This is a genomic window from Lapillicoccus sp. (assembly GCF_046595215.1).
Classification (GTDB): Bacteria; Actinomycetota; Actinomycetes; order Actinomycetales; family Dermatophilaceae; genus Lapillicoccus.
This window is the reverse complement of the sequence record NZ_JBKJPP010000212.1, coordinates 18,605-31,349: the sequence shown is the minus strand read 5'-3', so window position 1 is coordinate 31,349 and position 12,745 is coordinate 18,605. Positions and strand designations below refer to the sequence as shown.

The 12,745-nt window shown below is 70.2% G+C and carries 10 protein-coding genes; 5 read left to right on the top strand and 5 right to left on the bottom strand.

Annotated elements, in window-relative coordinates; translation table 11 throughout:
* The first annotated feature begins 7 nt into the window (after positions 1-7).
* Positions 8-1,231: an MFS transporter gene (locus ACLL9L_RS18020; protein WP_411286029.1), complete on the top strand. Its 1,224-nt coding sequence runs from the start codon at positions 8-10 to the stop codon at positions 1,229-1,231.
* Between the two features lie 17 nt (positions 1,232-1,248).
* On the opposite strand, the gene ACLL9L_RS18015 is transcribed toward ACLL9L_RS18020, so the two are convergent.
* The 4 genes from ACLL9L_RS18015 to ACLL9L_RS18000 all read right to left on the bottom strand — a co-directional run bounded on the left by ACLL9L_RS18015 (position 1,249) and on the right by ACLL9L_RS18000 (position 5,079).
* Entirely contained in the window at positions 1,249-1,635 is a 387-nt protein-coding gene (locus ACLL9L_RS18015) for a hypothetical protein (protein ID WP_411286028.1), read from the bottom strand.
* A gap of 149 nt (positions 1,636-1,784) precedes the next feature.
* Complete coding sequence (locus ACLL9L_RS18010) at positions 1,785-3,632, bottom strand: MDR family MFS transporter (RefSeq protein WP_411286027.1); 1,848 nt, start codon at positions 3,630-3,632, stop codon at positions 1,785-1,787.
* 1 nt (position 3,633) lies between these two features.
* A complete protein-coding gene (locus ACLL9L_RS18005; RefSeq protein WP_411286026.1) occupies positions 3,634-4,119 on the bottom strand; it encodes a MarR family winged helix-turn-helix transcriptional regulator in 486 nt (161 codons plus the stop codon).
* A gap of 99 nt (positions 4,120-4,218) precedes the next feature.
* Entirely contained in the window at positions 4,219-5,079 is an 861-nt protein-coding gene (locus ACLL9L_RS18000) for a maleylpyruvate isomerase family mycothiol-dependent enzyme (protein ID WP_411286025.1), read from the bottom strand.
* A 27-nt stretch (positions 5,080-5,106) separates the two neighbouring features.
* Here ACLL9L_RS18000 and ACLL9L_RS17995 point away from each other — a divergent pair, with 27 nt between their 5' ends.
* The 3 genes from ACLL9L_RS17995 to ACLL9L_RS17985 all read left to right on the top strand — a co-directional run bounded on the left by ACLL9L_RS17995 (position 5,107) and on the right by ACLL9L_RS17985 (position 8,530).
* Positions 5,107-7,170: a cytochrome c oxidase assembly protein gene (locus tag ACLL9L_RS17995; protein ID WP_411286024.1), complete on the top strand. Its 2,064-nt coding sequence runs from the start codon at positions 5,107-5,109 to the stop codon at positions 7,168-7,170.
* A 10-nt stretch (positions 7,171-7,180) separates the two neighbouring features.
* Entirely contained in the window at positions 7,181-8,005 is an 825-nt protein-coding gene (locus ACLL9L_RS17990) for a carbon-nitrogen family hydrolase (protein ID WP_411286023.1), read from the top strand.
* Between the two features lie 258 nt (positions 8,006-8,263).
* A complete protein-coding gene (locus ACLL9L_RS17985; RefSeq protein WP_411286022.1) occupies positions 8,264-8,530 on the top strand; it encodes a DUF6458 family protein in 267 nt (88 codons plus the stop codon).
* A gap of 85 nt (positions 8,531-8,615) precedes the next feature.
* Here ACLL9L_RS17985 and ACLL9L_RS17980 read toward each other — a convergent pair whose 3' ends face one another.
* On the bottom strand, positions 8,616-10,499 hold the full coding sequence (locus ACLL9L_RS17980; RefSeq protein ID WP_411286021.1) for an acyl-CoA dehydrogenase: 1,884 nt from the start codon (positions 10,497-10,499) through the stop codon (positions 8,616-8,618).
* 249 nt (positions 10,500-10,748) lie between these two features.
* Between ACLL9L_RS17980 and ACLL9L_RS17975 the strand changes: the two genes are divergently transcribed.
* On the top strand, positions 10,749-12,008 hold the full coding sequence (locus ACLL9L_RS17975; RefSeq protein WP_411286020.1) for an LCP family protein: 1,260 nt from the start codon (positions 10,749-10,751) through the stop codon (positions 12,006-12,008).
* The last annotated feature ends 737 nt before the right edge of the window (positions 12,009-12,745 follow it).

Genomic DNA, 12,745 nt, shown 5'->3' with positions numbered 1-12,745 from the left:
TCCCACCATGCTGTCCGCCTACCACCCCCTGTTCGCCGTGCCCGGCGCCGACCGGTTCATTGTCGGCGCCGCCCTGGGGCGGCTGGCGGCGGCGATGTTCGGGATCTCCGTCGTCGTCATGGTCGCGACCCGGCACGACTCCTACGGTCTCGCCGGGGCAGTATCGGCGGTCGGTCTGCTCGCCCTCGCCGTCCTCGCGCCGGTGATCGGAGGGCTCGTCGACCGGCACGGGCAGCGGCGCGTCGCGATCCCCCTCGTCGCCTTCTCCACGCTGATGATCGCGGCCACCGTGGCCTGCTCGATCCTGGACGCCCCGATCTGGACGCTCTTCGTGTTCTACCCCCTCTCGGCCGGGGTGCCCAGCCTCGGCACCATGTCGCGGGCCCGGTGGAACCAGATCTGCGACGGCGACGAGGCCACCCTCCACGTCGCGATGTCGTTCGAGCAGGTCCTCGACGAGCTGTCCTTCGTCGTCGCCCCGGTGCTCGCCGTCGTGGTGAGCACCCTCGTCCTGCCCGAGGCGGGGCTCGTGCTCGCTGGGGTGGGCTACCTGACGGGCACCCTGCTCTTCTGCTCGGCCCGCTCGAGCGAACCGACGGTCGTCCACCGCGACCACCGTCCGGAGGGGGTGGCGGCCCGCCGGCCCGGGCTCGTCGTCGTGTCGATGGTCATGGTGATGACCGGCGTGATCTTCGGAGGCAACGAGGTCGTGACGATCGCCGTCGCGGATGGCGCCGGCAGCAAGGGGTTCTCGTCGGTGATGCTCGCCCTCTTCGCCCTGGGTTCAGCCGCCTCGGGGGTCGTCTTCGGGACGAGGGTCTTCCGCTCGTCGATCGTCACCCGCCTTGTCGTCGGTACGGCCGGCATGTTCGTCCTCGAGCTGCCCGTCCTGTTCGTCAACGGTCTGTGGCCGCTCGCCGTCGTCATGGCCGTCGCCGGCGTCGCCACTGCGCCGACCCTGATCACGAGCATGGGCCTGGCCCAGCGCCTGGTGCCGACGGCGATGCTCAACGAGGGGATGACGATCGTGCTCACCGGCCTCATCGTCGGGATCTCGGCGGGCTCGGCCCTGGGTGGCGCCGCCGTTGAACGCCTCGGAGCCCACGAGGCCTACCTCGTCCCCGTGCTCGCCGGTCTCGGCGCGCTTCTCACTGCCCTCGCCGGGTGGCGACGGCTGGCCCGGGCCGACCGGCTCCGTGAGCGCACGGCGCCCACCCCCGCTGCTCGCTGAGCGCCGTGTGCTGAGCGCTACCCGGCGACGAGGCGGGTGAGGGCGATCCGTGCGACCTCGGGATAGAGCAGCGCCACGGGCAACGGCCCGTCCACGACCAGCGTGGCCGCCGATCCGCCCGCGCTCGTGGCCAGCACCTCGTGCTCGAGGTCGACCCGTAGGACTCCGACGCTGACGTGCCAACTCCAGGTGTGCGCCACCTCGTCAACGGCGTCCACGACGAACGGGATGCGCACCCCCGGGGGTCCGTGGACCACCCCGGTCAGGCCCGCCACGAGCCGGGCGCCCGATGCCTCGACGCGCCGGATCGGGGGCGACCACGAGCTCCAATCGGCGAGAACGGCATACCGCTCCCACACCTGCCCGACCGAGGCGCGACCCACGGCCGCAACGCTGCGCCTCATGGCCGGGCGGCGGACGGGAGGGCGGGGGAGGGGGTCATGCCCGCGACGCTACCCCGCACGCAGGAGGGCCCGGTCACCGACTGCGGTGACCGGGCCCTCGTGCGTGGTGTGTCAGCTGTATGCCGTGGCCACCGGTGGGGGCGGCCGGGTCAGGCCAGCTGTTCGCCGCGCTCCGCCCGGTGCCGTCCGGGCTTGCGTGCTGGGCGGCTGTCCGGCGAGACGTCGGTCTGCGTGGCGTCGTGCTTCGCGGCGTCGTGCTGGACGTCAGCGCGCGACTCCTTGTCCGAGGCACCGCCGACCCTGACCAGCTCGGCCTTGTCGGCCTCCCGGTCGGCCTTGCCGCGCTCGTCGTAGGACGACCCGCTGCGCAGCTCCACGTGGGGAAGGAACCAGGCGACGGCGAACGAGATGACGAGGATGGCTGAGGCCACGAGGAACACCGTCTGCATCGACAGCGAGAAGCCCTCGAGGTAGGGGTGCGCCAGCCGCGGGTCGATCTTCTGCAGGAATGACGAGTCGCTCAGGGCAGTGTTGAAGGCGGCGCCCCCGTCGGTTGCCGCAGCCCTCAGTCCCTGCAGGAAGCTGGCGTTCGCTGCCGGGTCACCCTGCGGGTTCTGTGCAGCAGCAACGAACGCGGGCGTGCTGCCGGCAGAGGCATAGGCAGCCGGGATGTTCTCCGCGGCCTTCGAGAAGAGGATCGACAAGAAGACAGCCGTGCCGAGCGTGCCACCCATCTGGCGGGTGAAGGTCGCCGATGAGGTGGCCACCCCGATGTCCCGAGGGCTGACGGCGTTCTGGACGGCGAGAGTGAGCGGCTGGAAGTTGAAGCCGAGGCCCATCCCGAAGAACACCATGATGATCATCGTCGGCCAGAGCGGGGTGTCCGCCCCTACGTAGTGGAAGGCGAACATCGACGCCACGAGCAGCCCGGTGCCGATGATCGGGTACTGGCGGTAGCGGCCCGTCCTCGAGATCATCTGGCCGGAGAAGATCGAGCCGGTCATGATGCCGAGGGTCAGCGGCAGCAGCATCAGGCCGGCGGCCGTGGGCGAGGCGCCCTTGACGATCTGGAGGTAGAGCGGCAGGGCGGCGAGGCCACCGAACATGCCCATGCCGATGAAGACGGAGGCGATGGAGGCCACACCGACGGTGCGGTTGGCGAAGAGGCGAAGGGGGATCAGCGCCTCCTCGCCCATGGCGCGCTCGACGAGGACGAAGCCGATCACGCCGAGGACGCCGACGCCGTAGCAGAGCACAGCGTTCGTGGATCCCCAGCCCCAGGCGCGGCCCTGCTCGGCCACGATGAGCAGCGGCACGAGCCCGACGGTCAGCGCCACGGCGCCCCACCAGTCGATGCGGTGGTCGAGCCGGCGGTGGGTGATGTGCAGGGTGCGCGTGACGACGAAGAGCGCCGCGATCGCGATCGGGACGTTGACGAGGAAGACCCAGCGCCAGCCGGTCACGCCGAGGATCGTGGTCTGGCCGGCGAAGAACCCGCCGATGACCGGGCCGAGGACGCTGGAGGTGCCGAAGACGGCGAGGAAGTAGCCCTGGTACTTCGCGCGCTCACGCGGCGGGACGATGTCGCCGATGATGGCCAGCGCGAGCGAGAAGAGACCGCCGGCGCCGAGGCCCTGGACGGCGCGGTAGGCCGCGAGGGTGCCGATGGAGGTGGCGAGCGTGCAGAGCATCGAGCCGATCGTGAAGATCGTGATGGCGGCGATGAAGAACTGCTTGCGCCCGTAGATGTCGGACAGCTTGCCGTAGAGCGGCGTAACGATCGTCGAGGTGATGAGGTATGCCGTGGTGACCCACGCCTGAGCCGAGAGACCCTTGAGGTCGTCGGCGATGACCCGGATGGCCGACGCGACGATGGTCTGGTCGAGCGCGGCAAGGAACATCCCCATCATCAGGCCGACGAGGATGGTGAGGATCTGGCGGTGGGTCAGTGGCCCACTGGGCTCGGCGTCGATCCGAGCCGGGTTGGCGGTTGCCATGTCAGTGCTCCTGGGGGGATGGAAGAGGCGGGGCGGCGCCGAGGCCGGCCTTGAAGCTTTCGACGTCGTCGCCGAAGCGGGTGAGGAGGTGGGCGAACGACTGCGCGTCCGTGTCACTCCAGGTGGAGAGCAGGGCCTCGAACCACTCGCCGCGGGCGCGGATGAGCCGCTCGATGACCTCGCTGCCGGTGGGGCTGAGCGAGAGGAGCTGGGCCCGGCCGTCCTCCGGGTCGTCGATCTTCGCGATCAGGCCGTGCTGCACGAGGTGGGACACCTGACGGCTCACCGTCGAGACGTCCGAGTGGATCATCTCCGCCAACACCGACACGCGACGCGGATCGCTCGCGAGGGTGAAGAGCAGCGGATAGTGCGAGGGGTCCACCGCGTCGTGCTGGCGGGGTGCGTGGTGGCGCATGGCCGTCATGACCTTCATGACCCGCCCCAGCGTCGTGGCGATCGATTCGGCGGTCTCGCGTCTGACTGGCACCGGACGGCCCCTCATGGTTAGTTGCTTGAACCACGCAACTATCTCACGGGAATGTGCATGCGTCAAACAACCATCTCGGTCCCGGGAACCAGGCCGGGGTCAGGGCATGATCACCAGGCGCTCGAGCACCGAGCGGGCCAGCGCCTCGTCCCCGTGCACCGTGAAGATGATCTCGTCGACGGCCCGGCGGCCGGCAGCACGCCGGGTCAGGGCGTCGGTCGACAGGATGATCGAGGTCGTCCCACCCAGGCCGTCGGTGCTGCTGTCGCGGGTGTCGCCGGTGAAGAGCGCCTCGCCCTGCGGCCGTCCGTCCTCCCCCTCGACGACCCGGACCCCCGCGCGACCGACGACGGGGCCGGTGATGTCGAAGAGCACGGCCTCGCCCACGGGCACGGCCGCGTCGCGGGCGACGATGCGGGGCAGCGACCGGATGATCGCGCTGACGAAGGCCGCCGCGGAGGGGGAGTCGAGGTTGCCGGGACGTCCGATCGCCGCGCGGATGTCCTGCTCGTGCACCCAGATGTCGACGACCCGCAGGGTCAGGGCCTCGGTGGCGGTCGTCGGCCCGAACGGGCCACGCACCACCGAGTCGGCGGTCAGCGCCGGGTCGCGCAGCGCGGACATCCGGCTGGCGAGCACGTCCTCGAGCTCACCCGCGACGTCCGACCCGTCGAGGGGACGTCGCTCATGGACGAAGAGCTCCATGAACCTGCCCATCTCGCTTCTGACGTGCGGCATCTCGGGGAGCTCGAGGGAGGGGGGCTCCGCGCCGTCGAGCCACGACTCGATGCCCACGATGTGGCTGACCTGGTCCTTGACGGTCCATCCCGGACACTCGGTCTGCAGGTCGAAGTCGTCCGGTGAGCAGGTCTGCGCCAGATCGATGACGGCCTGCACGGTGTGCTCGTAGGCGTCGATGAGCCCGGCGAGGTCGGTGGGCGGTGCCGGATGCATGGGCATGCGGCCACTGTACTTACGCTGGTGGGCATGGCCACCACCACAACGGGCACGACGAGCACGACGAAGGGCAGCGTGGCCCCGTCCCGGATCCCGGCGCTGGGTGTCGTGCTCGTCTCGCTGGCCGCCTGCGCGGTCGCCGTCGTCATCGGCGGGGCAGCCGTCCCGGCCGTCGCGGGGATCGAGGACGTCGGGGCCGTCGTCCGGTGGGGGCTGCCCCTGCTGCGCGTCGTCCACGACCTCTCGGCCTCCCTGACGATCGGGTTGCTCGTCGTCGGCGCCCTGCTGCTGCCCGGCAAGGGCCAGCCGTCGGTGATGCTCGCCGCCGGGCGGCTCGCGGTGGCCAGCGGCGTCGTCTGGGTCGTCTCCGGCCTGCTGGGTGTCGTGCTCGCCTTCTCCGACGCGGCGGGCACCCCGTTGGGCAGCTCGCAGTTCTGGCCGCAGTTCCAGGCGTTCGTCTGGTCGCTCGAGACCCTGCGGGTGGGGATCCTCAGCGCAGGGCTCGCGGCGCTCGCCACGACGGTCGCGGCCGTGGCCCTGACCCGCAAGGCCCTCGCCGCGGCGGCCTTCATTGCCCTCTTCGCCGTGCTGCCCCTCGCGCTCGCCGGGCACGCTGCCGGCAGCGCCGACCACGAGACCGCGGTCAACGCCCTGGCCGCCCACCTCGTCGGGGTGACGCTCTGGGTCGGAGGACTGCTCGCCCTGGTCGTGCTACGTCCCCTGCTCGGCACGCGGTTACCGGCCGTGATCGCCCGCTACTCGAGCCTTGCTCTCTGGTGCTTCGTCGCGGTGGGAGTGTCCGGAGTCGTCAGCGCCGTCGTGCGGCTCGGCGGTCTCGGTAACCTCTTCACGGCATACGGGAGCCTCGTCCTGGTCAAGACCGGGTGCCTCGTCGTGCTCGGCGGCTTCGGCCTGCTCCACCGGCGGCGCATCGTCGCGCGGCTGACGAACGACCCGACCGGCAACGGGCTGTTCGGCCGCTTCGCCGCTGTGGAGGTGCTGGTGATGGGGGTCGCGGTGGGCTTCGCCACCGCCCTCGCTCGGAGCCCCGGGACGGCCCCGGAGGCCCCCCTGCCGGCGACGGTGGCCGAGAGCCTCACCGGCTACCGCGAGCCCATCGCCCCCTCGACCACGACGTGGCTGACCCTGTGGCGGTGGGACTGGCTCTGGGGCGTCGTCGCCGTCGTCGCGGTGCTGCTCTACGTCGTCGGCGTCGTGCGCCTCCGGCGTCGCGGAGACTCGTGGCCGATCGGTCGCGCGGCGGCCTGGGTCCTCGGCTGGACCGTGCTCGTGTGGGCTGTCTGCGGCGCCCCGGGGGTGCTCGGGCGGATCTCCTTCTCCTGGCACATGATCGAGCACATGTTCGTAGCGATGGCCACCCCGCTCCTCCTCGCGCTCGCCGCCCCGGTGACGCTGGGCCTGCGGACCCTGCCGGCCCGCAAGGACGGCAGCCTCGGCCCGCGCGAGCTGCTCCTCGGGCTCACCCACTCCCGGCTGCTGCGCGTCCTCGGCAACCCGGTCGTGGCCGCGGCGCTCTTCTTCTTCAGCCTGGCGGTCTTCTACTACTCACCGCTGTTCCAGCTGGCCCTCGAGACCCACACCGGGCACGTGCTGATGATCGCCCACTTCCTCGTCACCGGCTACCTCTTCGCTTGGGTCCTGGTGGGCATCGACCCGGGCCCGCCCAAGTGGTCGCCCTCCCTGCGCCTCATCATCCTGCTCGTGACGATCTCCTTCCACGCCTTCTTCGGGGTCGGGCTGATGACGGGCACGACCCTGCTGGCGCCCGACTTCTTCGGCCAGCTGCGGGTGCCCTGGATCCCTGACCCGGTCGCCGACCAGCAGCAGGGGGGTGCGCTCGCGTGGGGGATCGGCGAGGTCCCGACCCTGGTCCTGGCCCTGCTCGTCGTGCTGGCCTGGGTGCGGAGCGACTCGCTGGAGACCAGGCGCACCGACCGCCAGGCGGCCCGCGACGGGGACGCCGACCTCACGGCATACAACGCGCGACTGAAGACCCTGGCCGACCAGGGCCGCCCCCGCCAGCCCTCCACCACCAACACCACCAACACCAACGACACAGACACCACCACCTAGGAGCGCGGACATGAAGGTCGCCCTGATCCAGCTCGCCTACGGCGACGACGAGAGCGTCGCCGACCGCCTCGTGCGGGTGTCCGCGCTCGTGCGTGAGCAGCGCGGGCACGACCTCGTCGTCCTGCCGGAGCTGTGGGCCGCAGGCGGGTTCGACTACCGGCACTGGCCGGAGCGGGCCGAGACGACGCAGGGCGCGGTGGCGCAGGCCATGTCCGTGGCCGCCCGCGAGGCGGGCGTCACGCTGCACGCCGGCTCGATCGTCGAGACCACGTCCGGCGCCGCCGTCGGCCGCGACGGGAAGGACCTGTGGAACACGTCGCTCGTCTTCGGCCCCGACGGCGTGCTCGCGGCGACCTACCGCAAGATCCACCGGTTCGGTTTCGGGACAGGCGAACCCCGGCTCATGGAGGCGGGGGAGGAGCTGGTCATGATGGACCTGCCCGACGGCGGTGGTGGCACGGTCCGCGCCGGGCTGTCCACGTGCTACGACCTGCGCTTTCCCGAGCTCTACCGCGCGCAGCTCGACCTCGGCGCCACGCTTTTCGTCATCCCCGCGGCGTGGCCCCGGCCGAGAGTCCAGCACTGGACCCTCCTCGCGCACGCGCGGGCCATCGAGAACCAGTGCGTCGTCATTGCCTGCAACACCGCCGGCACCCATTCCGGGCACGAGATGGGCGGCCACTCACAGGTCGTCTCGCCCACCGGCGAGGCCCTGGCCATGGCCGGCACGGGCGAGGAGGTCCTGTCCGTCGACATCGACATGAGCGCCGTCGACGCGTGGCGCGAGTCCTTCCCCGTGCTCGACGACCGCCGGATCCCCGACCACGTCCGCTGAGCCGGGAAGCCCGGCCCGGGCTCACCCGGACGCTGCGGTTCGCACCCGGCATACCGACCCGGACGCTGCACGTCTTTGTGCAGGCCGCCGCCAGCGACCACGGCGGTGAGCATGCCGCGTGCCACCATTTCCGGCAGGGGGTGCCCCCGGCGTGTGCGGGACCGGTTCGTGGGTATTCCTTCGATCAAGCACTATCGTCGAACTGCACGAGTCCGGTCGCACCCCGCGCCGGATCGTGTCCCTCCCGGGAGGCATCACATGGGTATCGGCCTAGGCATCTTCCTGATGGTCGTCGGAGCGATCCTCAGCTTCACTCGCCTCGACAACCAGATCGCGGGCACCAACCTCGACGTCGTCGGCTACATCCTCATGGCCGGTGGGCTGCTCGCCCTGATCTTCGGCACGATCCAGAACAGGCAGCGCACCCACACCTCGCACACCTCTGTCGTCGAGCGCAGGAACATCGACGAGGGCAACGTCGAGCACCGTGTCGTCGAGGAGCGTCGCACCGACGACAACCTCTGACCGTTCCTGGCGACCCTCGCCGGTTCTCGCTGACCTCCGCCGCCGCGTGAGGCCCCTGCCTCGTATGCCGTGGGGCGCCGTCGGCTCAGAAGGCGGACTCCGGGACGTCCATCAGCGAGTTGTCCGTCGCCTCGGCGATGGCCCGCTCGGAGGTGAGGTGCGGCAGGACGGTGCGGGCGAAGAACCTGGCTGCTGCGACCTTGCCGATGTAGAAGTCGGTGTCCTGCCGCGACAGTTGTGAGCCGCGGGTGGTGAGGGCCTGGTGGGCGACCGCAGCCTGGCGCAGGAGGAGCCAGCCGACGACGAGGTCCCCGGCCGCGAGCAGGAAGCGGGAGGTGTTCTGGCCGACCTTGTAGACGTTGCGCACGTCGGCGCCCTCCTGCCGCGGGTCCGACGCGAACGCGGTGGCCACCAGGTAGCCGAGGATGCCCTGCACGTCCTCCAGGGCCCGGCCGAGCAGCTCGCGCTCGGTGTCGAGGGCCCCGCCCTGGGCGCCGAGGTCCTTGGCCAGCTCCTGCACCTGCATCGCGACCTGGGAGAGGGCGACGCCCTTGTCGCGGACGATCTTGCGGAAGAAGAAGTCGAGGCCCTGGATCGCCGTCGTGCCCTCGTAGAGGGTGTCGATCTTGGCGTCCCGGACGTACTGCTCGATCGGGTAGTCCTGCAGGAACCCCGAGCCGCCGAGGGTCTGGAGGGACTCGGTGCCGAGGAGCACCCAGGCCCGCTCGGAGCCGAGGCCCTTGACGATGGGCAGGAGCAGGTCGTTGACGCGGCTGGCGAGGTCGGCGGGGGAGTCCTTCTCGAGCTCCTCGGAGCCGGAGGTGAGCTTGGCCTGGTCGACGATGTCCTGTTGGGTCGCGGTGTAGAGCACGAGCGCCCGCAGGCCCTCGGCGTAGGACTTCTGCAGCATCAACGAACGTCGCACGTCGGGGTGGTGCGTGATCGTCACCCGGGGGGCGTCCTTGTCGCCCTGCTGGGTGAGGTCGGCGCCCTGGACGCGCTGCCTGGCGTAGTCGAGCGCGTTGAGGTAGCCACTCGACAGGGTCGCGATCGCCTTGGTGCCCACCAGCATCCGCGCGTGCTCGATGACCCGGAACATCTGCGCGATGCCGTCGTGGACGCCGCCCAGCAGCGTGCCGACGGCGGGCTCCCGCTCGCCGAAGGTGATCTCGCAGGTCGTCGAGACCTTGAGGCCCATCTTGTGCTCGACGTTGGTGACATAGGCCCCGTTGCGCTCACCGAGGGCCCCGGTGGCGTTGTCCACCATGAACTTGGGGACGACGAACAGTGACAGCCCCTTGGTGCCGGCGCCGGCTCCCTCGGGGCGGGCCAGGACGAAGTGGACGATGTTGTCGGACAGGTCGTGCTCGGCCGAGGTGATGAAGCGCTTGACCCCGGTCAGGTGCCAGCTGCCGTCGGGCTGCTGGACGGCCTTCGTGCGGCCGGCGCCGACGTCCGAGCCGGCGTCGGGCTCGGTGAGGACCATCGTCGCGCCCCAGCGGCCGTCGACGAGGTGCTGGGCGAGCTGCTTCTGCTCGTCGGTGCCCAGGAAGTAGAGGATCTTCGCGAAGGCGAACGACGCGGCATACATGGCGATCGAGGGATTCGCGCCGAGGATCAGCTCGTTCATGGCCCACTTCAGCGACGGTGGGACGACGGTGCCGCCGAGCTCGGCGGGGATGTCCACGGCCCAGAACCCGCTGTCGGTGTAGGCGCGGTAGGACTTCCTGAACGACTCGGGCATGGTCACCGAGTGGGTCATCGGGTCGAAGACGGGCGGGTTGCGGTCGGAGTCGAGCAGGCTGTCGGCGAGCTCGTGCTCGGCGAGGCGCGCGACCTCACGCAGCATTTCGCGGGCCGTGTCGGCGTCGACCTCCCCATAGGGCCCCTGCCCGAGAACGTCGCCGCGGCCGAACACCTCGAAGAGGTTGAACTCCAGGTCACGCAGGTTGCTCTTGTAGTGGCCCATGGCGGGGTCCCCTCAGCTCTTCGGTATGTCTCTCGGTATGCCGGGTGGGCCTGTGGCAGTCCCCCGTCCCGGCGGGTTACCAGCCGGTAACACCCATGATGCTACCGACCGGTAACAAAAGGCAAGAGGGTTGTTCGTCGAGCGTGTCGCGGGACCCGGCTTGGCGACACCCCGGGACTGTTCAGGAAACACTCAGGTTGGGCCTTGACGATGGAGGGTCCCCTGTCGTCGATCGTGAAGCGAGTCCTCATGCGCGCCCTCCCCTCGAGGCGCTCCGTCCTGCTCGTCGCTGTTGCCGCCGTCGTGGCCGTCGTCGGGTATGCCGTGTTCCAGTACGTCAGCCTGTCCACCGGCATCAAGAAGTCGGACGTGCTCGTCGCCCCCGACGCGGCCGCCACGCCGAGCGCTGACACCAACATCCTCATCATGGGGCTCGACAGCCGGCTGGACGAGAACGGCAAGGCCCTGCCCCAGGACATCTACGACGCGCTCCACGCGGGCGACCAGAAGGACGGCGGCCTGAACGCCAACGTCCTGATGCTGCTGCACGTCCCCGGTGACGGGAGCCGGGCCACGGAGATCTCGATCCCGCGTGACGACGAGGTGGCGCTCGCGGGCTGCCCCGACGGCCAGTGCACCGGCAAGATCAAGCAGGCCTACGGGCTCGCCTTCGACCAGGCCTCGAAGGCTCTCGTCCGTGACTCGTCGCTCGACGCGACGACGCGTCAGCAGAAGCAGCGTGACGCCGGGCGCACGGCTCAGATCGAGACCGTGCAGACCTTCCTCGGGGGCATTCACATCGACCACTTCGTCGAGGTGACCATGGCCGCGTTCTACCAGCTCGCGCAGGTGGTCCAGCCGATCACCGTGTGCGTCACGAGCGACACCCAGGACCGCTACTCCGGCGCCGACTTCAAGGCCGGGGAGCAGCAGATCGACGCCGCCCAGGCCGTCGCCTTCGTTCGTCAGCGACGCGACGAGAAGCACCCGGAGCTGAACTTCACCGACCTCGACCGCGAGCGCCGTCAGCAGGCCTTCATCGTCTCGCTGGCCACCCAGCTCAAGCAGGCCGGCACCCTCGCCAACCCGCTCAAACTTTCCGGGATCCTCGACGTCACCAAGCAGAACACCGCCATCGACAGCGGCCTCGACCTGCTGGCGTTCGCCCAGCAGGCATCGCAGATGGCCGGTGGCAACGTCACCTTCTTCACGCTGCCGATCGAGCGCTTCGGCAAGAACAGTCGCGGCGAGGACGTCAATGTCGTCAACCTCGAGCAGATCCGGGCGACCGTCAAACAGCTACTGAGCCCGCAGGGTTCGACGCCGACGCCGACGCCGACGCCGACGCCGACGCCGACCGGGAAGTCTTCGGGCACGAAGTCCTCCGGGTCGACGCCGACCGGGTCCGCTGCGGCGCCAGCCACCCCCGTGCCGGTGACGGGGACGTCAGTCCCTCCGCCCACGGCCCTGTCGGCGCTCTCCGGCGGCGGGATCCCCTGCGTGAAGTGACGTCGTCCTGCCCCGCGTCGAGCCGTTGGTCGGTCACGGGCCAACAGGGAGGCGGGCGGCCCCACGGTTGACTCAGCGTCAAGCCGGTTGACGCCCCCTGCAGACCGCGTCAGGTGCCCTGACGCTGCGTCAACCTGACCCCGAGTCGCCGAGCCTGCTGGAGGTCGACACGGACGTCAGGGACGCGTCACGTCGCCGAGCCGGCCGTGGCCCGTCCACCCGGCCCAGGTGTTCCGCGCCCGACGCGGGACATCCGTTTCTTGCCAGAATGGAGCGACGCCGGCATTCTCCTGGCCGAGGTCCTCCTGACGCGCAGCTTTGGGTGTGGAGCGGGCGACGAGAATCGAACTCGCCTGTCCAGCTTGGGAAGCGAGCCCAACCAAGGTCGAGATGCTCGGGGAGTCGTGCCGCTGCTGACTGCTGATACTCGGCGCTAGCCGCTCGTTGGGCACGGATGGGGCACGGCCCAGCTGCTTTGTCCCGAAGCAGACTTGCGGGTGCTTTGTCCCGAAGCAGACTTGCGGGCGGTCTCGCTGGTCGTCCGAGCACGGAAGGAGTGTCTACGCGTCCATGGTCATCCGGGTCTGTCGGGTGCGATTGTCCCTCAGTTGGTCACTCGGAACGTTCGCCGGCTTGTGGAGGCGAACGCGCTCATTACGAGTTCGGGCCGTCCTGGTGGCATCTGTTGATAGGTGAGAGCCTCCCCCACCAGCCTCCGGGGGCACCGGGGGGCACGG

What these genes read in the sequence shown, in the direction of transcription:
- ACLL9L_RS18020 (WP_411286029.1), top strand. Translation starts at nt 8, where the DNA reads ATGCTGTCCGCCTACCACCCCCTGTTCGCCGTGCCCGGCGCCGACCGG.
- ACLL9L_RS18015 (WP_411286028.1), bottom strand. Translation starts at nt 1,635, where the DNA reads ATGAGGCGCAGCGTTGCGGCCGTGGGTCGCGCCTCGGTCGGGCAGGTG.
- ACLL9L_RS18010 (WP_411286027.1), bottom strand. Translation starts at nt 3,632, where the DNA reads ATGGCAACCGCCAACCCGGCTCGGATCGACGCCGAGCCCAGTGGGCCA.
- ACLL9L_RS18000 (WP_411286025.1), bottom strand. Translation starts at nt 5,079, where the DNA reads ATGCCCATGCATCCGGCACCGCCCACCGACCTCGCCGGGCTCATCGAC.
- ACLL9L_RS17995 (WP_411286024.1), top strand. Translation starts at nt 5,107, where the DNA reads ATGGCCACCACCACAACGGGCACGACGAGCACGACGAAGGGCAGCGTG.
- ACLL9L_RS17990 (WP_411286023.1), top strand. Translation starts at nt 7,181, where the DNA reads ATGAAGGTCGCCCTGATCCAGCTCGCCTACGGCGACGACGAGAGCGTC.
- ACLL9L_RS17985 (WP_411286022.1), top strand. Translation starts at nt 8,264, where the DNA reads ATGGGTATCGGCCTAGGCATCTTCCTGATGGTCGTCGGAGCGATCCTC.
- ACLL9L_RS17980 (WP_411286021.1), bottom strand. Translation starts at nt 10,499, where the DNA reads ATGGGCCACTACAAGAGCAACCTGCGTGACCTGGAGTTCAACCTCTTC.
- ACLL9L_RS17975 (WP_411286020.1), top strand. Translation starts at nt 10,749, where the DNA reads ATGCGCGCCCTCCCCTCGAGGCGCTCCGTCCTGCTCGTCGCTGTTGCC.